At 64.3% G+C, this 23011-nt stretch carries 20 protein-coding genes; 7 read left to right on the top strand and 13 right to left on the bottom strand.

The features are described 5' to 3' along the window. The first annotated feature begins 103 nt into the window (after positions 1 to 103). Positions 104 to 847, top strand: a complete 744-nt coding sequence (locus CH285_RS11945) for a SagB family peptide dehydrogenase (protein ID WP_176458575.1) — start codon at positions 104 to 106, stop codon at positions 845 to 847. 9 nt (positions 848 to 856) lie between these two features. Here CH285_RS11945 and CH285_RS11940 read toward each other — a convergent pair whose 3' ends face one another. From CH285_RS11940 to CH285_RS11925, 5 genes are all read right to left on the bottom strand, one after another. Beyond that, positions 857 to 2236 (bottom strand): YcaO-like family protein, encoded by a 1380-nt coding sequence (locus CH285_RS11940; RefSeq protein ID WP_255032443.1) that lies wholly within the window; start codon positions 2234 to 2236, stop codon positions 857 to 859. A 13-nt stretch (positions 2237 to 2249) separates the two neighbouring features. Beyond that, a complete protein-coding gene (locus tag CH285_RS11935) occupies positions 2250 to 3617 on the bottom strand; it encodes a YcaO-like family protein (RefSeq protein ID WP_094644210.1) in 1368 nt (455 codons plus the stop codon). Continuing rightward, the gene (locus CH285_RS11930; protein WP_176458576.1) at positions 3614 to 5164 is read right to left on the bottom strand and encodes a CocE/NonD family hydrolase; all 1551 of its coding nucleotides are present in this window, start codon (positions 5162 to 5164) and stop codon (positions 3614 to 3616) included. The genes CH285_RS11935 and CH285_RS11930 overlap by 4 nt, the downstream gene beginning before the upstream one ends. Further along, complete coding sequence (locus CH285_RS27910) at positions 5161 to 5985, bottom strand: hypothetical protein (RefSeq protein ID WP_176458577.1); 825 nt, start codon at positions 5983 to 5985, stop codon at positions 5161 to 5163. The genes CH285_RS11930 and CH285_RS27910 overlap by 4 nt, the downstream gene beginning before the upstream one ends. Positions 5986 to 6062: 77 nt before the next feature. Beyond that, complete coding sequence (locus CH285_RS11925) at positions 6063 to 6326, bottom strand: streptamidine-related RiPP repeat protein (protein ID WP_094660322.1); 264 nt, start codon at positions 6324 to 6326, stop codon at positions 6063 to 6065. A 293-nt stretch (positions 6327 to 6619) separates the two neighbouring features. Between CH285_RS11925 and gluQRS the strand changes: the two genes are divergently transcribed. From gluQRS to CH285_RS11910, 3 genes are all read left to right on the top strand, one after another. Beyond that, positions 6620 to 7480, top strand: coding sequence for a tRNA glutamyl-Q(34) synthetase GluQRS (gluQRS, locus tag CH285_RS11920; protein ID WP_094644207.1), 861 nt, complete (start codon positions 6620 to 6622; stop codon positions 7478 to 7480). A gap of 104 nt (positions 7481 to 7584) precedes the next feature. After that, positions 7585 to 8445: a hypothetical protein gene (locus tag CH285_RS11915; protein WP_082519162.1), complete on the top strand. Its 861-nt coding sequence runs from the start codon at positions 7585 to 7587 to the stop codon at positions 8443 to 8445. 79 nt (positions 8446 to 8524) lie between these two features. Continuing rightward, positions 8525 to 9268 (top strand): queuosine precursor transporter, encoded by a 744-nt coding sequence (locus CH285_RS11910; protein WP_032384124.1) that lies wholly within the window; start codon positions 8525 to 8527, stop codon positions 9266 to 9268. On the opposite strand, the gene CH285_RS11905 is transcribed toward CH285_RS11910, so the two are convergent. The 5 genes from CH285_RS11905 to CH285_RS11885 all read right to left on the bottom strand — a co-directional run bounded on the left by CH285_RS11905 (position 9265) and on the right by CH285_RS11885 (position 14968). After that, positions 9265 to 10101: a PaaX family transcriptional regulator gene (locus CH285_RS11905; RefSeq protein WP_057472531.1), complete on the bottom strand. Its 837-nt coding sequence runs from the start codon at positions 10099 to 10101 to the stop codon at positions 9265 to 9267. The two genes, CH285_RS11910 and CH285_RS11905, sit on opposite strands and share 4 nt — an antisense overlap. Beyond that, positions 10082 to 11290 carry a kynureninase gene (locus CH285_RS11900; protein WP_094644206.1) on the bottom strand — a complete coding sequence of 403 codons (1209 nt, stop codon included), beginning with the start codon at positions 11288 to 11290 and terminating at the stop codon, positions 10082 to 10084. The genes CH285_RS11905 and CH285_RS11900 overlap by 20 nt, the downstream gene beginning before the upstream one ends. Beyond that, on the bottom strand, positions 11290 to 12144 hold the full coding sequence (locus CH285_RS11895; protein ID WP_027494590.1) for a tryptophan 2,3-dioxygenase: 855 nt from the start codon (positions 12142 to 12144) through the stop codon (positions 11290 to 11292). The genes CH285_RS11900 and CH285_RS11895 overlap by 1 nt, the downstream gene beginning before the upstream one ends. Positions 12145 to 12218: 74 nt before the next feature. Next, the gene (locus CH285_RS11890) at positions 12219 to 13526 is read right to left on the bottom strand and encodes an MFS transporter (protein WP_051364912.1); all 1308 of its coding nucleotides are present in this window, start codon (positions 13524 to 13526) and stop codon (positions 12219 to 12221) included. 20 nt (positions 13527 to 13546) lie between these two features. Further along, entirely contained in the window at positions 13547 to 14968 is a 1422-nt protein-coding gene (locus CH285_RS11885) for a M20 family metallopeptidase (protein WP_094644205.1), read from the bottom strand. A gap of 172 nt (positions 14969 to 15140) precedes the next feature. Between CH285_RS11885 and CH285_RS11880 the strand changes: the two genes are divergently transcribed. From CH285_RS11880 to CH285_RS11870, 3 genes are read left to right on the top strand one after another with little or no spacing between them, the layout of a single operon-like run. Next, positions 15141 to 16040, top strand: a complete 900-nt coding sequence (locus CH285_RS11880) for a LysR family transcriptional regulator (protein ID WP_217900692.1) — start codon at positions 15141 to 15143, stop codon at positions 16038 to 16040. Positions 16041 to 16097: 57 nt separating this feature from the next. Then, positions 16098 to 16475: a BlaI/MecI/CopY family transcriptional regulator gene (locus CH285_RS11875; RefSeq protein ID WP_032367790.1), complete on the top strand. Its 378-nt coding sequence runs from the start codon at positions 16098 to 16100 to the stop codon at positions 16473 to 16475. Next, positions 16472 to 17353, top strand: a complete 882-nt coding sequence (locus CH285_RS11870; protein ID WP_027494594.1) for a M56 family metallopeptidase — start codon at positions 16472 to 16474, stop codon at positions 17351 to 17353. The genes CH285_RS11875 and CH285_RS11870 overlap by 4 nt, the downstream gene beginning before the upstream one ends. Positions 17354 to 17355: 2 nt before the next feature. On the opposite strand, the gene CH285_RS11865 is transcribed toward CH285_RS11870, so the two are convergent. From CH285_RS11865 to CH285_RS11855, 3 genes are all read right to left on the bottom strand, one after another. Then, a complete protein-coding gene (locus CH285_RS11865) occupies positions 17356 to 18075 on the bottom strand; it encodes a VIT1/CCC1 transporter family protein (protein WP_027494595.1) in 720 nt (239 codons plus the stop codon). Then, positions 18072 to 18545, bottom strand: a complete 474-nt coding sequence (locus CH285_RS11860; protein WP_027494596.1) for a DUF2231 domain-containing protein — start codon at positions 18543 to 18545, stop codon at positions 18072 to 18074. Before CH285_RS11860 ends, CH285_RS11865 begins: the two co-directional genes overlap by 4 nt. 68 nt (positions 18546 to 18613) lie before the next feature. Further along, a complete protein-coding gene (locus CH285_RS11855; RefSeq protein WP_255165052.1) occupies positions 18614 to 22954 on the bottom strand; it encodes an amino acid adenylation domain-containing protein in 4341 nt (1446 codons plus the stop codon). Between the last annotated feature and the right edge of the window lie 57 nt (positions 22955 to 23011).

Here is a 23011-nt window from a genome sequence, read left to right as displayed (position 1 = left end):
TCCCGACAGCTAGTTGTTAATGACAATCAGTGTCGATACTGTAGCGAACGCAGTGCGGAGACGACACCTCGGGCTGTGCGTACTGGTGAAGGAGCCGACCCTGATGCGCACGGAGATCGCCTCTCTCAGAGAGATTCACGATCGGCTCAACGGCGCAGTCGATCCTGCGCCGACTCAGAGACCCATGAATCGAAACGGTGCCTCGATTCACCTCCCGAAGCCACGCACACTCGACTCGCCGTTCACAGCGCTGGTCCACGCCCGGCGTTCGCGGTACGACTTCGACCCGAGTGGCGAACTGAGCGTGGATTCGGTCGGAACCCTGCTCGGCACCGCGCTCGGACTCGGACGCCGGATCGAGGCCTACGGCGACCGCGAATACCCGCTGAGCGTGGCACCGACCGCAGGCGGCCTCCGCACCCGCGACACGTTCCTGTTCGCAACCCGCATCGCCGGCATCCGGCCGGGAATCTACCGATACGACATGACCGATCACTCTTTGCAGCTCGTGTCCGCGGTGGACCCTGCCGTTGCACTGGCCGAGCTGTACGCCCAGAGCGAGTTCGCGGCGTTGCCGGCGGCGAGCCTCGCTCTGACTGCAAGGCTGGATGTCGCGCTGGCCAAATACCCACCGCGCCACTACCGCACGGTGCACGTCGATGCCGGCATCGGGGTCCAGAATCTGTATTTGACCGCCACAGCGATGGGCATGGCGTGCTGCGCAGTCTCGGGTTTTTCCGATCCGGCGGCGGAATCGGTGCTCGGACTCGATGCTGCTGCGATAGTGACGATGCTGGTGGCTGTTGGGCCACCGCGCATCACCGGGCTGGAAGAATCGTCGGTGTAGGAGTTGGTCTCAGTGTGGGAGTGGCGTAGTCGGCAGCGTGGTGCCCGCGGCGGCTGCGGCGGCGACAGCAGCAGGCATACGGCTCCCGCCGAGGAACGGAAGGCCGATCGGCGAGCTCGAATACAGCCCGGCGGCAACGACCCGAACTACGTGTAGTCCGGCCGCTCTCACGTCCGCGGTGGTGACATCGACTTCGACGACACGGTGCCCAGCGCTGTTCAAGACCTTGACCAATGCCGCGATTCGGTCGGTTGTCGGTGCGGCGTCGGCCGTGTCGAGGTCCGACAGGTCGACCGATCCGAGTGTGGCGGCGGCAAGTTCACGACGGAACTGTTCTTGCACTTCGGGATCGAGGTGTATCTGGAGGTGGCAGACGTAGTCGACCAGATCGCGCCGATCGCTTCGATAGGACATTCCGTAGGCGCGGTCCGCGCGCCAGGGTTTGAGCGGGCTGGTCGGTGACTGCGCGGCCTGCATATAAGCCGAGGTCGGGTCGTCGTATTCGGAGACGAACAGTTGGAGTTGCAGGGCTTCGGCGTATGCCTTTTCCGCAGCGCGCACCGCGTCTGTTCCCACACCCATCCCAAGCGTCAGAAATCCCGTCGAGCGGTCATGCACCAAAGACCCGAGTACCGGAATGCCGAATTCGGTGGTGAACGAATAGAAACGAGTGTCGAGTCGCCGCTGTGGCCCCCTCGCGAACTGGCGTAGCCACGTCGGTACGGACACTTCGTGAACGCCTTGTCCGCCGTACCAGGACAGTGTCATCGCATCACGTTCGAGTATTTCGCATAGTGCGCCCCAGCAGGCGAATTCACTGCTGGGGCCCGCGGCGAGACCTGCCTGGACGATCGGGTTCGTCAGCGGGCGGTCCTCGCCCACCGGGCGTGTGTGCGATCCGAAGTACGAGGGCCACACCAGTGACGCCGGCACCCACACCGAGCTCCCGGTCGAGAGGTCGGTGCCGTCGATCCATTCGACGTCGAGGCTTCCGGTGAACTCGGACGCAGGGAAGCGCGGTGCCGCATGCTGTTCGGCGGAGTACAGGCACACCGTGGCGGGGTCGAGAGCGTCGACACCCTCGGCGGTCAGAGAGAGGTAGCTGCCGCGGCGGAGGCCGTCCGGAACGAGGTTGCCGCAGTACCGTTCGACGCCTTCGCCGATTGCTGCGCCCAGCACGCGGTCCGGGGAGCCGAAGCCGTAGCCGGCCCCGGAATTGTCCGCCGGCCAGTCGCTGAATCGGCTGATGTCGCTGATACGGGAATGGGTCAGGGCGAAGGAGGAGGGAAAGTGCTCGGGAATGCAGCGGGGGTCCAGTCGGGTGAGAACTCCGAACCGGGGGTCGACCAACGCGTCGTACATGTCTTCCTTCTCGTTGCAGTCGGTCACAGGGCAAGCAATACTAGGCAAGCGGTAGGGGGACTCTGACCAGGTCAGAGCTGTTGCGCGGGTGCGCGTTCCACCCGAGAGCGGTGGGTAACTCGAGTAGACGCGGTGACCCGTGGAGCGGGAATGCCGGCGGGCCGTTGCCGACCAGTTGGGGTGTCAGCACTCGAACCACCGTCAGACCGGATTGCGCGATGTCGTCGGTGGTGAGATCGACGACGACCGCGTCGATGCCGTGGCGTGCGAGTGCGGCGAGGTAGGTTTCCCGCACCGAGCCCGTGACCGCGGGGATCTCGTCCATCGCGACCAGGTCGCGAGGTTCGAGGCGAAGGAGCGCGGTGCCGGCCTGCATGCGCCGGTCCTGGTAGAGCTGTGCGACGGCGGGGAGGTCGACCAGGTTGCGGAAGTTCTTTCCGGCCGCGTCGAGGTAGTTGCGATCCTCGCGGTACGGAAGGAAGACGTGGTCTGGCATCGCGCCGGTACGGACGGACTGCCAGGTCTCGCTGTCCGGGTCGGCAAGTTGACGGGAGAGTTGCATCGATCCCAGCGCTTCGACGAGCGCTTTCGTCGCAGCGGCATGCGGGGTGGCGCGGCAGGCGCTGCCGAAGGCGACGAGTTCGCGGGCACGGTCGCGGACCAGTGCCCCGACGACGGGCACACCGAATTGCGACGGGATGTGAATCAAAGTCACGTCGAGGTCGAATCCTTCGGCGGGGCAGCCCATCTGGCCTATGACCCGTCCCCCGTCGTCGAGTCGGTGAGCGTCGGTACCGCTGGCCCACCAGATCGTTGTGGCATCGCGCTCGAGCAGCTCCTCGATGGCGGATTGCTCGGCCCGCTGCCGGCTCGTACCGGTGGCAATACCGGAGTACATCAACGAGTGCAGCGGCGGCTCCGACGTGCGGGAGCCACGAATGTAGTTGAGATAGACCGATCCTGCCGGGGCTCGTACGGCCCGGCCGTCGTGCATGTCAACGCCTTCGACCCATTCGACAGGGGTATCGGCCGTGAACGGTACGAACGGGAAACCACGGCTTGCGTATTGCTCGGGTGAGTACAACGCGAAGGTGCCGGGATCGAGCGCGTCGATTCCGCGGGCGCGCAGTTCGCGGTAGCTCGCACGGTCGAGATGCGGGGGAACAGCATTGCCGCAATACCGTTCGACGGCTTCCCCGATCGCGGCACCACGTGCCACTCCGTGATCTCCGAACGAGGCACCGAAGCCGATCGGGTCGGTGACCCAGTCGACGACCCGATCCATGCATGCGACATGGGCGCGATAGCCCACCCACGCACTGGGCAGCTCGACATCTCGTTCGAGCGGACCCACACCGGTGAGGACGCCGAGCCGGGATCCATGAAGGCTCGATCCGTGAACGCTCACTGCTTTTCCTGTCGGATAGGGAGACGGACGAGGGTACGGGCGGCACCGACATACACTGTTTGCGTTGCCTTCTCGATTGTCGTGCCGGTGTAGCGGTTGCCGCTGTTCAAGTTGCGCGTGAGGGCGGGGAAGTCGCTGCCGGTGATGTGCAGGATCAGCTCCGACCCGCGTTCGAGATGTACAGCCGTGCGAGAGAGAGGAACGCGCACGGCGTCGGCGCTGGCACCGGTCACCGCGACGCCGTAGCCGATTTGGTGCAGCGAACCGCCGGCGCTGCGGTGGAGCAGCCGCACGATCCAGTCGGCTTCCGGTGCTGTGGTCGATGCGGTCAGGTGTGCTTCTGGGATGCCGTCGATGTGCAGGTCGGCTGCCAGCGGGCCGGTCGTGAAATCGACGAAGTCACTGCGGACGACAGCGCTGCGGTCGTGGTGGGTGGGGATGGTGGGGTACGGGTCGGCGGGGTTGTACTCGAAAGACAGTGCTGCCGAGCCGGACTGGGGCGCGGTTTCGAGACGGCGAAGTTCGTGTGCGTACAGCAGGATCGACGATTCCGGTTCTTCACGTGTCTCGTTGTCGATCCACGTATCGACCCCCCGGTGAAAGATCGACACGGACGCCGATTTGGATTCGGCGGCGCGGTGGCCGAGGACCGAATGCAGCCACTGCACGCATATCTTCCCCCACTCGATCGACGCGACCGGGCCGTGGCGGCCGGAAGGATCGACGAACAGCTTGTGGGTCCACGGCCCGATCATCAGCCGCCGGGCCGGGCGGGGTTCGACGTTGGAACCGACAAGGTAGAAATGGGCGATCGACGTCTCGGTCACCAGGTCGTACCACCCTCCGACGTGAAACGAAGGCACCGTCAATTCGGCCAGTTCGTTGTCGGTGATGCGTTGGTCGTCGAGATGGTCCGGGCCTCGATCGAGCACCCCGCCCCACGTCGGGAGGTGCACCCCGGTGGTGTCGGGTAGCTGCTTGACCGGAAGTGCGAGATACGACTCGAGGTCGGGTAAAGCATTGCCCGGCATGTCCGTTCGGCTCACCCGGGCGTCGCCGTGCTGCAGCCACCACCCCAGGTGCTCGTACAGGCGCAGAATGCCGGACGGGTCGAATTTGGTGCGAGCGAGTTCCATCGAGGGACACAGGCTCACCACCGCCCGGACCGCGATCGGGCGTTCTACGGCCATCGCCCATGCGGTGTAGGCGGAGTAAGAGCCGCCGTATGCGACGACGCCGCCGTTCGACCATGGTTGACCGCATACGAAGTCGACCAGTGCTGCGCCGTCGTCTCGTTCCGAGCGGTAGGGGGTGAAAGTTCCGTCGGAGTCGTACCGTCCGCGTACGTCGGCGACGATGTAGGCGAAGCCGTTGCGCGCCCAGCCGAGGCCTTCGGAGCGGTGGTGCGATCGTCCGTACATCGTGCGTGTGATGACAGCGGTGGCCGGGAAACATCCTGGCTCGGGAAGGTAGATGTCTGCGACGCAACACGTTCCGTCGCCGTTCGGCACGCGCAGGTTGTGCTGCGAGCGTGGACTGTTCGTCACAGCGTAGCGGTGCCGCGCCGAAACGGGATGGGCAGAACGGGATGATGAACGATGTGCGCCGATGCCGGGTCGACGTCGAGTTGCACCGAGCCGATCGCAGTGTCGCCCGTTGCGAGGTATGCGCGCACCTCGGCGGCGATGACACCGGCGACGACGGCGATACCGCTGCGGTGGGGCCACCGAACGGGAGGCAGGATCGAGTGGGGATCGTCGAGGTAGCGCCAATGATCGAGGAGTTGGTCGGCGACACCGGACGCGGCGAGACGGCGACCCCGGACGTCGTGGTAGTCGGCATTGTTCGATGCCGGTGACCACAGCGGACCGATGAAGAAGCGTTCGCCTTCGGCGTGGCAGCGGTGCCATGCCGTTCGGTGGGCAGTGCACCAGTTCTGCAATTGCGACCAGCGGGCGTCGGGCAGCCATGTAGCGCAGCTGACCACGACGTCCGCCGTCGACACCGAGCCCTCGTCTGCAATCCCCACCGTCACATCGCCGCAGTCCTCGAGCAGAGAAGCCACCGCCTCGGCGATCGGAGTGTCTCCGTCGACGAGAACAGACGACGCCGTCGATACAGATGAAGCTGTCGACTCCTCCGCAAGAATGCCGCGCTCATCCAGTAGTGCGATGAGCTGCCGAGTCAGGTCGGCATCGTCGCCGAGCGAGTCGATATCGATTTCCCTCCCCATGTGAGCCGACTCCTGCAGGAGTTTCACCACATGAGGTGGCCCGCTGAGGCGAACGAAGCGATCTCCCGGTCTCGAGCACAACCAGGTGCCGTCGACAGCCGGATACAGATGATGCCCGGCGGCAATACTTGGCATGACAAGCTCCGTCAGAGTGGGCCCGCGATCACAGGCGTGAGTAGTTCGGTGTCAGTTCAGTTGTCCACGAACGTGTGTCAGCCCTCGAAGGCGAACGGATTGTGCACGATCGAATTGGTGGTCGGGCTCTGCGGGGCGCTCTGCGCAGCCGACGACTCGATCTCCTCGAAGGCGAACGGATTGTGCACGATCGAGTTCGTGGTCGGACCCTGCAGTGCGCTCGTCGTGGGAGCGCCGGCGATATCGGTTGCGGTGAAGTTGGACATTACGCATACCTTCTTCCATTGTTGAACATGATTGTCGTTGTCGATCGACTTCCGCATCATCTGACGCTCGGTCACGGTTGTCAAGGTTGCGACACTGCATACGTGTACCGCTACGTGATCCGGGGCAGACAAAAAGCAACCGGCACAAACCAATCGGTCGACGCCGAAGACGACGCCCTACCCAAACAAGGCCACCGAAAGAAGCGCGGATCCGGCAGGACGCGACAATGGGTCCAACCCAGCCGACCTGGGCCCGTCAGCCACTGCCGCCCCGCACCTACCGAAGTCTTCGCGGCCGAAATTCGCTGCGATACCCAATACCGATATCGGTCGGTCAGTTATGAACACCCTGAAACTAAGCTGTTCCCATGCCCGCCGGACGCTTCGCTCCCAGTCCCTCCGGCGATCTCCATCTCGGCAATCTCCGCACAGGACTGCTGGCCTGGCTCTTCGCCCGCTCCACCGAACGGCGTTTCGTGATGCGCGTCGAAGACCTAGATCGCGTGAAGCCCGGCTCCGAGCAACGTCAACTCGAGGACCTTGCAGCCATCGGACTCGACTGGGACGGGCCGATCATGCGGCAATCCGAGCGTCGGGAAATCTACGACGCCACCATTCGCACGCTCACCGCCGCCGGGCTGACGTACGAATGCTTCTGCACGCGTCGGGAAATCCTGCAAGCCGCATCGGCTCCGCATGCACCGGACGGCGCCTATCCCGGAACCTGTCGAAATCTGACCGCAGACCAGCGAGCAGCGAAGGACCGCCCACCGGCCATTCGATTGCGTTCGCAGGTAACCGAATTCACCGTCGTCGACCAGCTGCACGGCTTGTTCCGGGGCCAGGTGGACGACTTCGTCCTTCGCCGCTCCGACGGTGTACCCGCCTACAACCTCGCCGTCGTCGTCGACGATGGCGCGCAAGGCGTCGACCAGATCGTGCGCGGCGACGACCTTCTCACCTCCGCGCCACGGCAGGGATATCTCGCTCAGCTTCTCGGCCTGACCCCCGCGACGTTCGTCCACGTGCCCCTCGCTCTGAACGTCGAAGGCAAGCGTCTGGCCAAACGGGACGGCGCGGTGACGCTGCGCGAACGACCCGATGCATGGGCGCTCATCACAGCATCCCTCGGCATGCCGGACGTCAAGAACGCCGAGGAACTGCTCGAGCGGTGGAAGCCGAGGCTGGTGCCGCGCGAACCATGGGTGTTCGACCCCTCGATCGTCTGACCACGGACCGATCGAGATCACGTTGCAACGCGACAGAACCCGACTCGAGGACGAATCGGACGTACAGTGACCGCGACAAACTTATCCCGAGGGAGAAGGACACCATGACCTCAGGCGGCTACGACCCCGACAAGGATCCACAGAACCCCGGTGGTTATCCCCCGCCGCAGGGCGGCGGCTACCCACCACCCGGCAACTACCCACCACCCGCGCAGGGCAACTACCCGCCGCCCGGGAACTACCCGCCTCCTCCCGGCGACTATCCCCAGCAAGGTGGCTACCCGCCACCCGGTGGCTACCCACCGCCACCACAGGGCAACTACCCGCCGCCTCCGTCCTTCGGTAACTCGCCGATGGCGACGCAGCTATCCGTGGGAACAGCCATCGGCTACGGATTCGAGAAGTTCAAGCAGAACGCACTCGTCTGGGTCGGCATCGTCCTGATCGCCGCGGTCATCCAGGTCGTACTGAACTACGTGTTGAGCTCCAACAACATCGTCTTCAGCTTGATCTTCAGCGTCATCATCGGTGTCGTCTCACTCCTGATCCAGGCGGCACTCGTTCGCGGCGCTCTGCACGAGGTGGACGGGGTCAAGCCCGCGTTCGGGTCCTTCTTCCAGTTCGGCAATGTTGCCGCCGTCATCATCGCCGGCATCCTCGTCGGCATTGCAACCAGCATCGGCTTCGTCCTGCTGATCATCCCCGGCATCGTCATCACGTTCTTCACGTGGTGGACCTTCCAGTTCGTCATCGACCGCGGCGACGAGCCAATCCCCGCTATCAAGGCGAGCGCTCAGGCGATTGCCTCGAACGGTGGGACCCTTTTCGTGCTCGCACTCGCCCTGGTCGGCATCAACATCGTCGGCGGTCTCCTCCTCGGCATCGGCCTGCTGGCGAGCATTCCGATCACGATCATCGCCGGTACCTACGCCTACCGCGTCACTGTGCGTGGCAACGTCGCCTGACCTGTAATCCGCCTCGATGGGCGCGAATCCCCCACCCCGGGATTCGCGCCCATCGTCGTCTCGGTGCTTGGATTGTCAGGTGACTACTACCCAACACACCGCCCCTGACGGCGGCACCGAGTCTGGGCAGGCCACGTTCGCTCACATCAGCCGGGGCTACTACCCCACCATCGTCGCGTTGTTCGTCGCGACGCTGCTGATCTCGAATGTGGCCGCCAGCAAAGGTGTCGCCTTCTTCGCCTCGTCCGACGTCATGCTCGGACCGTTCCAAATTCTGCCGATCAATACCGACGGCGCATTCTTTCTGTTCCCCCTCGCCTACATCCTCGGCGACGTGCTCAGCGAGGTCTACGGCTTCAAAGCCACGCGCCGCGCGATCTACCTCGGCTTCGGCTCCCTGCTGCTCACGTCCGTGTGCTTCTGGATCGCCATCGAACTCCCCGCCGCCTCGTTCTACGAGAACCAGGCCGCGCTCGAAAGCGTCGTCGGCGTCGTGCCCCGGCTGGTCCTCGCCGGTCTCGCCGGTTACACCGTCGGGCAGCTCCTCAACTCCGTCGTGCTGGTCAAGATCAAGGAACGCACCAAGGAAAAGCACCTCTGGGCGCGACTGATCGGCTCGACCATCGTCGGCGAATTCTTCGACACGCTGATCTTCTGCTCCATCGCCGCCGGAGTCATCGGCATCACCACGTGGACCGACTTCATCAACTACGTCATCGTCGGATTCTTGTGGAAGACGCTTGCCGAGGTCATCGTCATGCCCATCACGTACCGCGTCATCTCGTACATCAAGAAGCGCGAGCCGTCGTACCAGGATCGCTAGAACGCGACCCATTCCATACTCAGATCGAAGTAGCGCTCCCGGGCCGTCTCGAACGTGGCGACGGCCCGGGTGCCCGGCCAGCCTTCCGGTGTCATACACGGCGGAAGACCCGGGTCGACGTAGGGAATGACGCGCCATTCGTCGAGCAACGGCACGAACGTGACAAACGCGTCGCGGGAGTTCCGAGCCGGCGACCCGCCGTCGAAAGCGTCGAGAAATGCCCGATGCCGATTGGCAATTCCGGCCAGATCCCACCACTGCTCGGCACTCTCACGCAGCGTCCCGGGAGGCGCGACCTCGGACGCGACGAACGTCGTGACGTACTGCGACAACTCCAACGCGTCGACGATGGCAACGGCCTCCGCCGCCAGATATTCGGGCGCGATCCACAATCCCGGTGAGACGGTCCCACAACCTATCGACGTGAGCCGACGCCTCAGCTGGTGCCGAGCCGCGCGTTGCGTCTCGGGAATGGTGAACGAGATCAACCGAAATGGATCGCCGTCGGCCATCCGCCGGAAGCCGAAGATCCGGCCGTCTCCCCGAGCGAACATGGCGTCGGCCTGCTCGGTGATCCGATAGCCGGTGCGGCCCTCACGATTAGCGGATTCGACGACGCCCTTCTTCTTCAACCTCGTCACCGCAATGCGCGCGCTTTCCGGTGGCACTCCCAGCGTGTCCATCCAGACGACGAAATCGGCGATGGCGAACCACCCGCCGAGAGGGCGAACGTAGGCACCGAGCACCGTGCGCACCAACGACGTCGCACTACCTGGACGCGACTCGAAGTCGTCGAGGATGGCCCCGGCGGTGCTAGGCGCGGAGTTCGTCACGAATCGCCACAATACCCAGGTACACCTCGCGATACGAGGTACTCAGCGGGCTCAGCCCCAGCCGAATACCCTGTGGTGCGCGGTAATCCGGGATGACACCCTGCTCCCACAGCCGAGCAGTGATGGCCTTGAAATCTGGGTGGTCGATGGTGACGTGACCACCGCGCCGATTCGAATCCTCGGGTGAGGCGATCTCCACCCCGAGCGGTACCAGCATCTCACGCACGAGTTCGAGGGCGTATTCGGTGAGCGCAACGGACTTCGCACGGATCGCGTCCATGCCCACCTCGGCGATCATCTCGATGGTGTCCTGCATCGCGATCATCCCGAACACCGACGGCGTACCACTGATGACACGTCGAATACCCTGTGCCGGAACGTAACCCTGCGCCATCTCGAACGGATCGGCCCGGCCCATCCACCCCCAGATCGGCTGCACGAAGTCGGCCAGAAGATCACTGCGCACGTACGCGAAGGCCGGCGATCCCGGACCTCCGTTGAGGTACTTGTAGGTGCACCCGACTGCCAGATCGACTCCCCACGAATCGAATTCGAGCGGCACCGAACCGACGGAATGGCACACGTCCAACAGCATCAGTGCGCCGGCTTCGTGCGTGATACGCGTCGCCTCGGCCACGTCGACAAGGAAGCCTGACCGGTAGGCGACGTGGGTGATCACCACCAGGGCGGTGTTCTCCCCCACCACCTCGGCGAGTTGTTCCGGTTCGATGCCTCCGCGGCGGTCCGTCTCGATCCACCGCAGCGTCATATTCATCTCTGCCGCAATACCTTCGAGCAGGTATCGGTCGGTCGGGAAGTTGTCGCGGTCGATGACGATCTCGGTGCGGCCCGGCCGCATGGCGATCGCCGCCCGCGCCAGCTTGTACAGCAGTACCGTCGTCGAATCACCGATCGCGGTCTGGCCGGGCGCTGCCCCGAGGGTGGCGTCGGCCAGGGCGTCGCCGATGGTGACGGGGAGGTCGAACCACTGCTCATCCCAGCCGCGGATGAGGCGTCCGCCCCAGGCGTCGGTCATGAAGGTGTTGATGCGTTCGACGCTGGCTTTGGTGGGCCGACCCAGGGAATTGCCGTCGAGATATGCGGTGATCGACGGGTCGTCGCTACCGAGGAACTTGTCGCGATAGCTGCGGAGCGGATCCGTGTTATCGAGTTCAACTGCGCGTTCCATCATCGACCGATCTCCGTTCTCACAGCGAGCAATTCGGGGAAGAACGTGAGTTCGAGTGCTTTCTGTAAGAACCCGACGCCGCTCGACCCTCCCGTCCCGCTCTTCATTCCGATGGTGCGCAGCACCGTGCGCATGTGGCGGAATCGCCAGAGCTGGAAGTTTTCCTCCAAGTCGACGAGCTCTTCGAATGCCTCGTACACCGCCCAATGTTCGGTGTGGTTCTCGTAGACGAACTTGATCAGCGGCATCAAGTCCTCGTTGACCGTGTACGCCGTGGTGACGTCACGGTCGAGGGCCGATGCCGGTACGTCGTAACCCTGCCGCGCCAACGACCGCCAGAAGGCGTCGTACAGGCTGGGCTCGTGCAGCAGCGTCGAAAGCAGCTCATGCGCAGCCAGATCGGACTCGAAGACTTTCAGCATTCCCGCATTCTTGTTTCCCAGCACGAACTCCACGGCCCGGTATTGATACGACTGGAACCCCGAGGAGTTCCCGAGAAAGTCGCGGAACTGCGAGTACTCCGTCGGCGTCAGAGTGGCCAGTACCGACCACTGCTCGGTCAGCGTCTTCTGAATGTGCTTCACCCGGGCCACGCATTTGAGTGCGGTACCGATGTCGTCGGCATCGAAAGCTGCGCGCGCGGCGAGGGTCTCGTGCAGCACCAGCTTGAGCCACAGCTCGGTAGTCTGGTGCTGGATGATGAACAGCAGTTCGTCGTGATGCTCGGGGGTGCTCACCGGTTTCTGAGCGCTGAGCAGCGTATCGAGGTCGAGGTAGGACCCGTAGCTCATGCGGTCACTGAAATCGGTGACGACACTCTTCTCGATCTTCCGGGTGTTCGCTTCGACGCTCATGGATCGTCCTCGAGGTGGTGGGCTGATGAGATCAGCGTATTACATCAATGTGCCGACCGCTAGGCATCTGTAAGCTAGCGAATGCCACGAATCCGTACGGCACCGATCAGCGCAGCGATGCTGACCAGGGACACCGCCAGGATGTAGTAGCCCGGGGACACCGCCTGACCTGTTGCAGCCACCAGAGCGGCCGCGATGGTCGGAGTGAATCCACCGAAGATCGCCGTGGTGACGTTGTATCCGAACGACAGGCCGGTGGCCCGCGAATGGACCGGGAACGCGTCGGACATCACCGACGGCAGCGCACCGAAGTACAGCGCCTTCAGCAATCCGAGCACGGTCATGACGAGAGCGAGGGTGAGGAACGACGGCACCGCGATGAGCCACATGAAGAGCGGGACGACGCTGACGCCGATCGCGATCGCCGACGGCAACATGATCTTGATGCGGCCGACCTTGTCGGACAACTGACCGACGAACGGCGTCACCACGGTCAGAATCACGCCGGTGATCATCAGTGCGACGAACGACAGCGAATTGTTCAGTCCCAGTTGCTTGATACCGAAGGTCGGCAGGTACTGCAGGATGAAGTTCAGCGCAGTGGACACCACCAGCACGCCGCCGGCAATGAGAATTCCGCCCCACTGATTCCGAAACAGATCGCGTACAGGCGATTTCGGCGTGTCCGACGCGGCGACGATGGCCGGCGATTCGTCGACGTGACGGCGGATGAACCATCCCACCGGACCCACCATGAGCCCGAAGACGAACGGCACTCGCCAACCCCAGTCGACCATGCTGGCCTCGGACAACACCGCGGTCAGTCCGGCGGCGAACGAGGCCGCCATCAGTGTGGCCAGTCCCTGGCTGGCGAACTGGAAGCTGCCGAAGAATCCGCGGCGCTTGCCGTTCTGTTCGACGAGAAAGGATGTGGCCGCACCGAATTCACCACCGGCAGCGAAACCCTGAATCAGGCGCGCCACGATGATGCCAATGGGGGCGAGGATGCCGATGTCGTCGTAGTTGGGCATGAAGGCGATCAACGCGGTGCCGAGCACCATCAGGCGAATGCTCATCACCAGAGCCTTCTTTCGCCCCTTCCGGTCTGCGTAGGAGCCGAGGATCAGTCCGCCGAGGGGGCGAATCAGATACGAAACCCCGAAGACCGCGAACGTCTGCACCAGTTGCACGCCGGGGTCCGCAGACGGAAAGAAGTTCTGCCCGATGTAGATGGCGAACAGCGCATAGATGGCGATGTCGAACCACTCGAGAGCGTTGCCGATGGTGGCGGCAGCGATGGCGCGGACCGGATTCTTGACGGACACAACGGCTTCACCCGCGCCGTCACGATCGGGAGTTCGATGAACGTGTGCAGTGGACATGTCGGATTCTCCGGTGGTGTTCAGGAGCGCGAGGCGCTGGCGGATTCGAGCGGTGCGTCGCGGTCGTCTTCTGTACCTGCGCCGAGGTCGAAGAACAGGCCCGTGGCCATGGCGAGTCCTTGGCGAGCAACGGATGCGAGCATGTGTTCGTCGGGTGCATGTTGACGGCATCCCGGGTAGGAGTGCGGCATCCAGACCGTCGGAATTCCGAGGGTGTCGGTGAACACGTGATTGGGCAGGGACCCACCGATGTTGGGCAGCAAGGTGACTGGGGAACCGACTGTGCGCTCGACCGACTGGGCGACCGTGCGAACCCAGGGGTCGTTCGGGTCCGTTCGGCTCGCAGGAAACGAGATGCCGAGTTCGACGGCGACCATCGAGTACCCGTGCGCGTCGAGGTGTCGTCGTAACCGCGCGGCGAGATCGTCGAGGTCGGTCCCGACGACGTACCGCAGCTGCAACCGCGCTCGCGCCTGGCCGGGAATCGCATTGACCGGTTCGACGATGTTGCCTGCGTTCATAGCGATCACTTCGAGAGTGTTCCACCCGAAAACCCGCTCTGCCGGCGACAATTCCGTCGCCGACCAGCCGGAGTCGACCACCGGATCGCCCGGGGTGCGTCCGACCTCGATAGCTCTGAGCGCATCGACGACGGACTCGGGAATGCGCTCGGGTACGAGGCTGTCGAGCTGGATACGGCCGTGGCCGTCGACGAGGGTCCCGATGGCACCGGCCAGGGTGGTCGCGGGGTTGCGGAGCAGTCCACCCCAGTTGCCCGAGTGGTAGCCGCGCTCACGTAGGTCGACGACGAGGTCGAAGTCCACGCCCCCACGGGCACCGAGAAACAGTGTGGGCGTCTGGGCGTCGAGGCGTGGTCCGTCCGAGGCGATCAGCACGTCGGCAGCGAGTTCGCCTCGGTGATCCGACACGAATTGTTCGAGTCCGGGTGAGCCGATCTCTTCACCGGTCTCGAACAGCAGCGTCAGATTGAATCCCAACGATCCGCGGGCTTCGAGAACCGTCCGCAGCGCCGCGAGGTTCACCAGATGCTGACCCTTGTTGTCGGCTGTTCCGCGCCCGTAGAGCCGTCCGTCCCGCTCGACGAGAGTCCAGGGCGACAAACCGTCCGACCAGTCCTCGGCCATGCCCAGAACCACGTCGGCGTGGCCGTAACAGAGCACGGTCGGCAGTTCGGGGGCCTCGTGACGGGTGGCGATCAGGAAGGGACCACCCTCCTCGACCGGGTTGGAATAGGTCTCGACCGCACACCCGAGCGCCTCGAGCCTCGGCACGAGCAGATCCTGGAGATATGCCGACAACGCAACTCGACCGGCCGTCGACTGGCTTTCCGAGGGGACCGACACGAGCTCGGAGAGTTCACGATGGAACGCACCCGAATCGTAGAAGTCCTGGGCCTGCGCGATCACATGCTCGCGGTTCATCGAATCTCCCTCGTCGTCGGCCTGGTGTTCGCCTGACAGTAGCGAGCCCGATACCGTCTACACCATTGCCGATTGGTGGCCTCAGCGTTGCTTTCACGGCAACGCAGGACCAGCGAGTGGCTCGATGACAATCACGTGTCACCGCCGTGACAGTGCTGTGAAAGAAGGGGTGATGTCGTTGCATCTGATGCCATCTGCGCTGACGTACTTCTGCGAAGTTGCGCGAACGGGTTCGGTCACCGAGGCGGCCGCAACACAACATCTGGCCGCGTCGGCGGTCAGCAGACAGATCGCCAAGCTCGAACGTGACATCGGCGTGCCGCTCTTCGCACGACATGCCCGGGGGATGACGCTCACCGAAGCGGGCCATCGCCTCCTCGCCCACGCGCGCAGACACGAAGTGGAATCGTCGACTCTGATCGCCGAAATACGCAGCGTCGACGCCACCGAACACGGCAGCGTCACCGTCGCCTGCACCGAAGGATTCTCGCAGTCCGTCGTCCCACGGGCCATGGCGTCGGTCCATCGGACTCACCCGTCGGTCACCTTCACTTTGGACGTGGTGGGACCGGACGAGGCCAGCCGACGGGTGGTCGACGCCCGCGCGGACGTCGCGGTCACCTTCTCGCTCGGTCGACGCACCGACGTGACGGTCGAACATTCCGTCACCGTGCCCATCTGCGCCGTCGTCGCGCTCGGTCACCCGCTCACCGACCGAGCCAGCGTCGATCTGGCCGATATCTGCTCCTATCCCCTCGCGCTGTCGACCACCGGATCGAGTCAACGCGAATTGTTCGACGCCGGAATCCGTCTGGAGGGACTCTCACCCCACGTCGGTCTGCAATGCGAGCGGCTGGCTCCGATACTGGAGTTCGCTCGCTCGAGCGACGGCGTCGCACTCGTCAGCGACCTGGGTGGTGACCGCAAGTCGGGCCTGACGTACATCCCCCTCGTGCATCCGGTGTTCGCCCAGCGCCGGGCCGAAATTCACACCATGCGCGGTAGGCCGCCGTCGGCCCGAATCGTGGCTCTGATCGACGCGTTGACCGACATTCTCGAGGCCGCGGGATAGTGGCGGGACCTCGAACTGGCCTATCCTCGAGGTAACCGAATCGAGTGAGGGATCGCAGTGCGAAGAGCGTCCGGACAGTTGGAGGAGTCGATCCTCGATTTGCTCGGCGAGCACACGGAACTCTCGGTGGCCCAAGCCCGCGAGCATCTGGGCTCGGATCTCGCGCACACCACCGTCATGACCGCATTGGTGCGCTTGCACGGCAAGGGGCTGGTCGATCGCGAGCGTCGAGGACGGTCGTACGTCTACACCCTCAACGCCCCGGTCGACGAGATCCCGGCGCTTCGGGCCGCGATGCGAATGCGCACCGAGCTCGGCACACGAGCCGAGCGAGCCGACGTACTGGCCAGCTTCGTTGCCGCACTCGACCCCGAGGACGAGGCGACGCTGCGAGAGTTGCTCGCCAAATCGGACGCAGCCGAGCACCATCGATGACTCTGCTCCTGATTGTCGCTGTGTTGCCGTGGGCGCTGTCGCTGCTCCTCGGATTCGGAGCCGACCGCATCGACCGTCGTCTCAACCCCTCGACCGCCGTCGTACTGCTGCCCGTTCTGTCTGTGGTCACGGCGTTCTCGGTGCTCGCGTCCCTGACTGCACTCGCCGCGGTCTTTCTGGCGACGAGTCGGGCCGTGTGGGTGACACTCGGAATTGTGATCTGCGCGTGGATGATCTGGCGGTCGGTCGAGGTGGCCCGCCATGTTCGACGCGTCGTCGCCAGTACGTCCATCGCATCCGAATTCGGTGACGAGGCGCGGGCGACGGGCGGCATCGTCGTCGTCGACTCCGACGTTCCCGACGCTTTTGCTGTCCCGTCCGGCGGAGGTGCGGTCGTGATCACCACCGGCCTCGCGGAAGCGTTGTCGAACAACGAATTACGAGCAGTGATCGAACACGAGCGCGCCCATCTGAGGCACCGTCACAGCGTGTGGATCCAGATGTGCGAAATCGCGGCCCGCGTCGATCCGGTTCTCGAACCGTTGACCGCGAAGGTACGGCACGCGGCGGAGCGTCAGGCAGACGAGAGTGCGGCAAGGCTGGGGCGGCGAGAGACGTTGTCTGCCATTGCCAGAACCTCTCTGCTTCGGAAGCATCTCGACCGTGGAACTCGCACTCTCGCCAGTACCGGCGGCGACGTCGTGCGCCGCGTGCAGGCCCTCAGCGAACCACCACGGCACCGTCACGATCGCGGAATCCTTGCGGCCGGCTTGGTTCTCGTCCTCGCCTTCACCGTCATCTCGGTGGCGTTGTTCGACGTCGTCCAAGATGTGGTGGCACCCGAAACCGGAGAAGTCGCCACTTCGATCTTCCGCTGATCTCAGATACCCGCGACGCCCGCGAGTTGGCCGATCGCGTACGTAACGGCCATCGCGATCGCACCGCCGATCACGATTCGAGTCATCGCCGGCCGACCGGGCGCACCACCGAGACGCGCGCTGATACTGCCGGTCAAGGCCAGAGCCACCAGCACCACGACGAACGTCACCGGGATGCGCAGCGACGCAGGCAACAACAGGATGGACAACAGCGGCAGCAGTGCGCCGCTGACGAACGAGACCGCCGACGATCCGGCGGCCTGCCACGGATTGGTCAACGCATCCGGGTCGATTCCCAGCTCGATGTCCACGTGGGCGGCAAACGGATCGTGTTCGGTCAGTTCGCGAGCGACGGTCTGTGCGGTGTCGGCCGACAGGCCCTTTGCCTCGTACAGTGCCGCGAGCTCCGCCAATTCCTGCTCGGGTTGCTCGTCGAGTTCTCGGCGTTCCTTGATCAACAGAGAACGCTCGGCGTCACGTTGCGTGCTCACCGAGACGTACTCCCCCAGCGCCATGGACACCGCTCCGGCGACGAGCCCCGCGACACCAGCGGTGAGCAGCGACCCCCTGTCCGTGGTGGCGGCCGCGACGCCGACGACCAGGCCGGCGGTGGAGACGATGCCATCGTTGGCACCCAACACCCCGGCCCGCAGCCAGTTCAGCCGAGCGGACAGATCACCGTGCGGTTCGTGCTCGTGCAGGCTCGGCTCGGGCTCTGTCATTCTTCCGCCGTTGCCGATACGTCGTTCCACGCGGCGCGCGCGCCGGACTCTCCGATTCTGTACACCTGGACGATTGTGGTCGCTCCGATCACCACTGCCAAGACCACCACGACAATCGACTGCCACCGCACGGGCGCGTTACCGCGACGCTCACGCAGATGCAGGAACACGAGCAGTGCAGCGACGATCACCAAGCCGACGGAGAAGTAGATCATCCAGTCACCGATCTCGGTGTGCTGTTCCACCGCCGCGGTCTCGGGTACGCGCTTCTCGAGCCACTCGCCTGCCTCGGTGGTCAGCGGAGTCAGCACCAGCGTGAACACCGCCAGGGCTGCGATGAGCCACACCAGCCGGCTGCGCACACCGGACCAGATACTGGCCGCGATGGCGAGCAGCGCGGTCAGCGGTGCCAGCACCACGATGAAGTGAACGAGCAGAATATGGGCCGGAAGGCCGTTGAAGGTGGACATGCGTTCTCCCGCTGGATTCGAAGTCGCGTGCACCTCACGCAGCGTTGATACTACACATCGTGTAGTACCTAGGTAGTCGGGTTTCGCCACGCTGAGTCCGGTTCTGCGACGCCTGCAGCCAGGATCTGCTCGAATCGCCGACCGAGCTCCATCACGGTGTTCTCGTCGAACAATGCTGTGGGATAGACGATATCGACCGTAGTCTCGATAGCCTTCCCTTCGTCGTCCCGCAGTTCGGTGACGTGAAAGTGGAGATCGCACTTGGCGATGTCGATCGGCTGCGGCGTGATCTCGACGTGCACGTCCCCCGTAGTGAGGGTCTGGGTCGCAAAGACATCCAACGACAGCGCAACCTGAAAGATGGGATGCCGCGCTTCCGACGACTCCGCAGCGAGATCGGCGACGACATCTTCGAACGGCACCGTCGCATGGTCGAAAGCCCGCAGTTCACTGGCCCGAGCCGCCTTCACGACGTCCTCGACGGTTGTCGCCGCTGCGATCTCGGTCCGGATGGCAACGGTGGTGGTGAACGTTCCGACGACCTGCTCGAGGTCCGGGTCGTCGCGACCGGCAACCGGGGTTCCGACGACGAGATCGGTGGACGCTGTCGTCTCGGCGAGCAGAATCAACAGCGCTGCACGCAGCACGGTGAATCGTCCTGTCCCGCAGCGTTGTGCGAGACCGGACATTCTCTGCGTGGCGTGTGCATCGAACCGTAGCGTTGTGCGTGCGCCGGAGAAGTCCCAGTCCTGTGCTCGCGGGCGGTCCAGTGGCAAGTCCCTCGACCTGGGTATGTCCGCCAGCTCTGCGCGCCAGAAGTCCAGATCGGCCGATACGTCTCGTGTGCAGGCCCAGACGCTGTAATCGGCGTAGTACAAGGATAATTCGGGCCACGACGGCGTGGTGCCGGTCATCCTGGCGTGATACGCGACGACGAAATCCGACGCCAACAGCCCCAGTGACCACCCGTCCGCGGCGATGTGGTGAATGGCGCACGCAAGCACGTGGCGATCGGGCGCTACTGCGAACAGGCGCGCTCGGATCGGAAACTGGGTGCGCACGTCGAAGGCTTGCTCGAGGATCTGCGTCACCGCGGCATCCTCGAAGTGGTGGACATCGAGATTCGCTGCGACGCCGGCAGAATCCGGTTCGACCACTTGAACCGGGACCCCGTCGACATCCGGGTAGCGCGTACGCAACGTGCTGTGTCGATCGATCAGGTCGGCCCAGGCCTGCGCTGCTGCTGCTGCGCGGAACTCCCCGGAAATCATGACTGTGAACGGCAGGTTGTACAGCGGAAGCCGTGCGCTTCGATCGATGTGGCGTTGCTGCGGCGCGACCGGAATTGCCGAAACCCTTTCCGACATACCGCGTTCAGGACGCGACAGCTGCTGACCGACACGTCGACGTGCGTCGATCCGTCTTGCCAAAGCCGCGACGGACGGGGCCTCGGCGAGGTCTCGCACACCGATGTCCGCCGATGTCTCGGCCCGCACCGACGCAACGACTCTGGTCGCCGCCAGCGAGTCGCCTCCGAGGTCGAAGAACGACGCGGTGCAATCGACACCGTCCCTGCCGAGTACGCGCGCGAACGCGGCCGCCACGGTCTCCTCGGTGGCACCGGACGGTTCGTTTCGGACGCCGGCTGGCGACGTGGTCGGATCCGGAGCGGGAAGCGCACCGCGATCGACCTTCCGATTGATGGTCAACGGAATCTCGTCGAGAACCGACAGGGTCGACGGCACCATGTGGGCAGGCAGTCTCTGTGCGAGATCCCGACGAATGGCCTCGGTGTCGAGCACGTGCCCGGCGCGCGCGGCCACGACGTATCCGTCGATACGCAGATCACCAGTGTGGCTGCGACGCAACGCAGACGATGCCGATACGACCTCCGGATGCGCCCGTAGCGCTGCGTCGACCTCACCCAGTTCGACGCGATTTCCCCGAATCTTGATCTGATCGTCGATGCGGCCGAGGAACTCCAGCGTGCCATCTTCGCGCCGGCGGGCCCGGTCTCCGCTGCGAAACATCCGAATCCCATTGCTACTGAACGGGTTCGCGACGAACCGCGCCGATGTGTCCCCGGTGCGACCGAGATATCCCCGCGCGATACCGGACGTCTCGATGTAGATCTCACCGACCGCACCCGATGGAACCGGCCGTAGGGTGCGATCGAGGAGGTGAATCACCGCACCCACCATGGCTCGCCCGATTCCGTCGGTGCTGCCCGGACGCAGCGGCGCGGTCATCGTCACACTGCAGGTCGTCTCGGTGGGGCCGTAGGCGTTGAGCAGTCGTCGACCCGTCGACCAGCGGTCGACCGTATCCTGCGGGGCTGCTTCACCGCCGATGATGATCGTCCCGACACCCACCAGCGCTGCGGGCTCCATCGTCGCCAGAACCGAGGGCGTGATCAAGAGATGAGTAATAGCCTGTTGGGCAACCACATCGGACAGTTCCGAGCCACCGTAACTACTTGTCGGTGCGATCACCACTGCCGCGCCTGCAGTTGCTGCGGCCAGCATTTCGACTAGGGCGGTGTCGAATCCGGGTGAGGCGAGATGACAGACCCGCGACCTGGCATCGAGGTCGTAGCTACGCCGGATCTGTTGCACCAGAGCGGAGATTCCATCGTGGGTGACGACGACACCCTTGGGCGTGCCGGTGGATCCCGAGGTGTAGATGACGTAGGCCGCCTGGTGCGGTGCGGTCGACGCCGTCCTATCGTTCGAGCTTCCCTCCGCGACAACGTTCTCGATGTTCAGCCACTCGACCTCGCCCAATTCGTTGCCGGCCGTGCACAGACCCAACACTGCTGCGCTGTCGTGCACCACGAACTGCGCCCGCTCGCGGGGGTGATTCGGGTCGACCGGAACGTACACCGCGCCCACTCGCGCGATTGCCCAGAACGCGACGACTCCCTCCACCGACCGGCCGATGCGCACCGCCACCCGGTCCTCGATGCCGATTCCTCGGGCAGTCAGAACAGATGCGAGGGCAGCAACTCTCGTGGCCAACTCTGCGTAGGTGACCGACACATGCGCATCTTGAATCGCAATTCGATTGCTGTAGTTCATGATTGCCTCGGTCAACGTCTCGTTCAGAGAACCGTGCTCGGTCACGGCCGCGCCGGCCGAAGCGGGCACCGCACCACGCTCGTCGGGAAGGAACAGGTCGAGGTCGGCCACTGCCGTGTCGCCGTAGCCGGATGCGGCGAATCGGTCGAGGAAGTGCAGGAACCGTTCGTGGTAGCGAGCGAGGTCGCTCGGGGTGTACGCGGCAGGGTTGGCCTCGAAGTCGATGCGCGGACGAGATCCGCCTCGACCGGGATAGATGTTGACCGCAAGGTCCGGCACCGGACCCGTGGCCAGAATGTTGATCTCGCCGTCGACATCGCCGAGGGACACCGTGTTCGCGAACATCATCACGTTGATCGTCGGCCCGAAACGGCCGGCGCGCAGGGCACGTCCACTCTCCGACGCCGGGGGCCTGCTGCGTTGATGTCGCAGCACGGCTGCGATTGCGACCTCGGTCGATTTGACCACGCTGTTCACTGTCGCCGACCCGATGCCCGGCAGCCGCAACGGAACCACATTCGACAACGACGATCCGGCTCGGCGCAGAAGTGCTGTGGGCCGTGCAGATACGGGCAAGGACAGATCGACGTCGTCGGTGTCGTTCATGCGCGCGAGATAGGCGGCGAATGCTGCGATGACCACCGTCGACGTGGGTTGACCGCAGTCGGCCCGAGAAATGGTTCGATCTTCGCCCACGACGATGGGCACGAATGCAGGCGTGGCGGCCGGGCTTAGGGGCGCGGTGTACCCCATCTCGGTGGATTCCCAGTACTCCCGATCCCGCCGAGCGCGAGTGGATGCGTGATAGCGCTCGTCCTCGGTGAGAAGTGCCGCAGGAGTCGTCGGCTCGATCAGCGGTGGCTCCACTCCGTCCTGTACTGCGGCATATAGAGCCGCCGCCCGCTCGAGAACCTTCATCGAGGCATAGCCGTCGAGCGCGATGTGGTGGGCTCTGGTGTACCAGAACACGCGATCGTCCCCGACGCGGAGGACACGCAACCGTACGAGCTGACCGTCCGTCGACAGCGGTGTTCGACAATCGTCGTTCATCCACTGTCGGGCCGCGTCTGCCGGAGAGTCGTGCTCACGGAAGTCGAGGATCTGCACTGCGTCGGTCTCCGCCGCCTCGAACCGCTGCGTCGGGAGGCCGTCGATCTCGACGATGCGCATCGTCGACGACGAGTACTCTCGATGCGCCGCGCTACCGCTGTTAACCAGGGTATCCAGGTCCACAGCACCGACGAGATCGACGTAGTACGCGATGGCGAAGGGCGCGTCCGGCATGAATTGCTGAGCCATCCAGATATCGGCCTGCGCCGAAGTCAGAGGCAAGGCGTCGAACATTGTGGTCCCCCCACGGCGGTTCCAGCTACTACATGATCTGTAGTA

Origin of the sequence: Rhodococcus sp. 05-2256-B1 (assembly GCF_002258465.1) — a bacterium.
Classification (GTDB): Bacteria; Actinomycetota; Actinomycetes; order Mycobacteriales; family Mycobacteriaceae; genus Rhodococcoides; species Rhodococcoides fascians.
Note: the sequence above shows the minus strand (reverse complement) of the source record. Positions and strands in the feature narration are given on the sequence as shown.

Coding starts and splice junctions, on each gene's coding strand:
- CH285_RS11945 (WP_176458575.1), top strand. CDS start 104: ATGCGCACGGAGATCGCCTCTCTCAGAGAGATTCACGATCGGCTCAAC.
- CH285_RS27910 (WP_176458577.1), bottom strand. CDS start 5,985: ATGCCAAGTATTGCCGCCGGGCATCATCTGTATCCGGCTGTCGACGGC.
- gluQRS (WP_094644207.1), top strand. CDS start 6,620: ATGCCCGCCGGACGCTTCGCTCCCAGTCCCTCCGGCGATCTCCATCTC.
- CH285_RS11915 (WP_082519162.1), top strand. CDS start 7,585: ATGACCTCAGGCGGCTACGACCCCGACAAGGATCCACAGAACCCCGGT.
- CH285_RS11900 (WP_094644206.1), bottom strand. CDS start 11,290: ATGGAACGCGCAGTTGAACTCGATAACACGGATCCGCTCCGCAGCTAT.
- CH285_RS11895 (WP_027494590.1), bottom strand. CDS start 12,144: ATGAGCGTCGAAGCGAACACCCGGAAGATCGAGAAGAGTGTCGTCACC.
- CH285_RS11890 (WP_051364912.1), bottom strand. CDS start 13,526: ATGTCCACTGCACACGTTCATCGAACTCCCGATCGTGACGGCGCGGGT.
- CH285_RS11885 (WP_094644205.1), bottom strand. CDS start 14,968: ATGAACCGCGAGCATGTGATCGCGCAGGCCCAGGACTTCTACGATTCG.
- CH285_RS11880 (WP_217900692.1), top strand. CDS start 15,141: ATGTCGTTGCATCTGATGCCATCTGCGCTGACGTACTTCTGCGAAGTT.
- CH285_RS11870 (WP_027494594.1), top strand. CDS start 16,472: ATGACTCTGCTCCTGATTGTCGCTGTGTTGCCGTGGGCGCTGTCGCTG.
- CH285_RS11865 (WP_027494595.1), bottom strand. CDS start 18,075: ATGACAGAGCCCGAGCCGAGCCTGCACGAGCACGAACCGCACGGTGAT.
- CH285_RS11860 (WP_027494596.1), bottom strand. CDS start 18,545: ATGTCCACCTTCAACGGCCTTCCGGCCCATATTCTGCTCGTTCACTTC.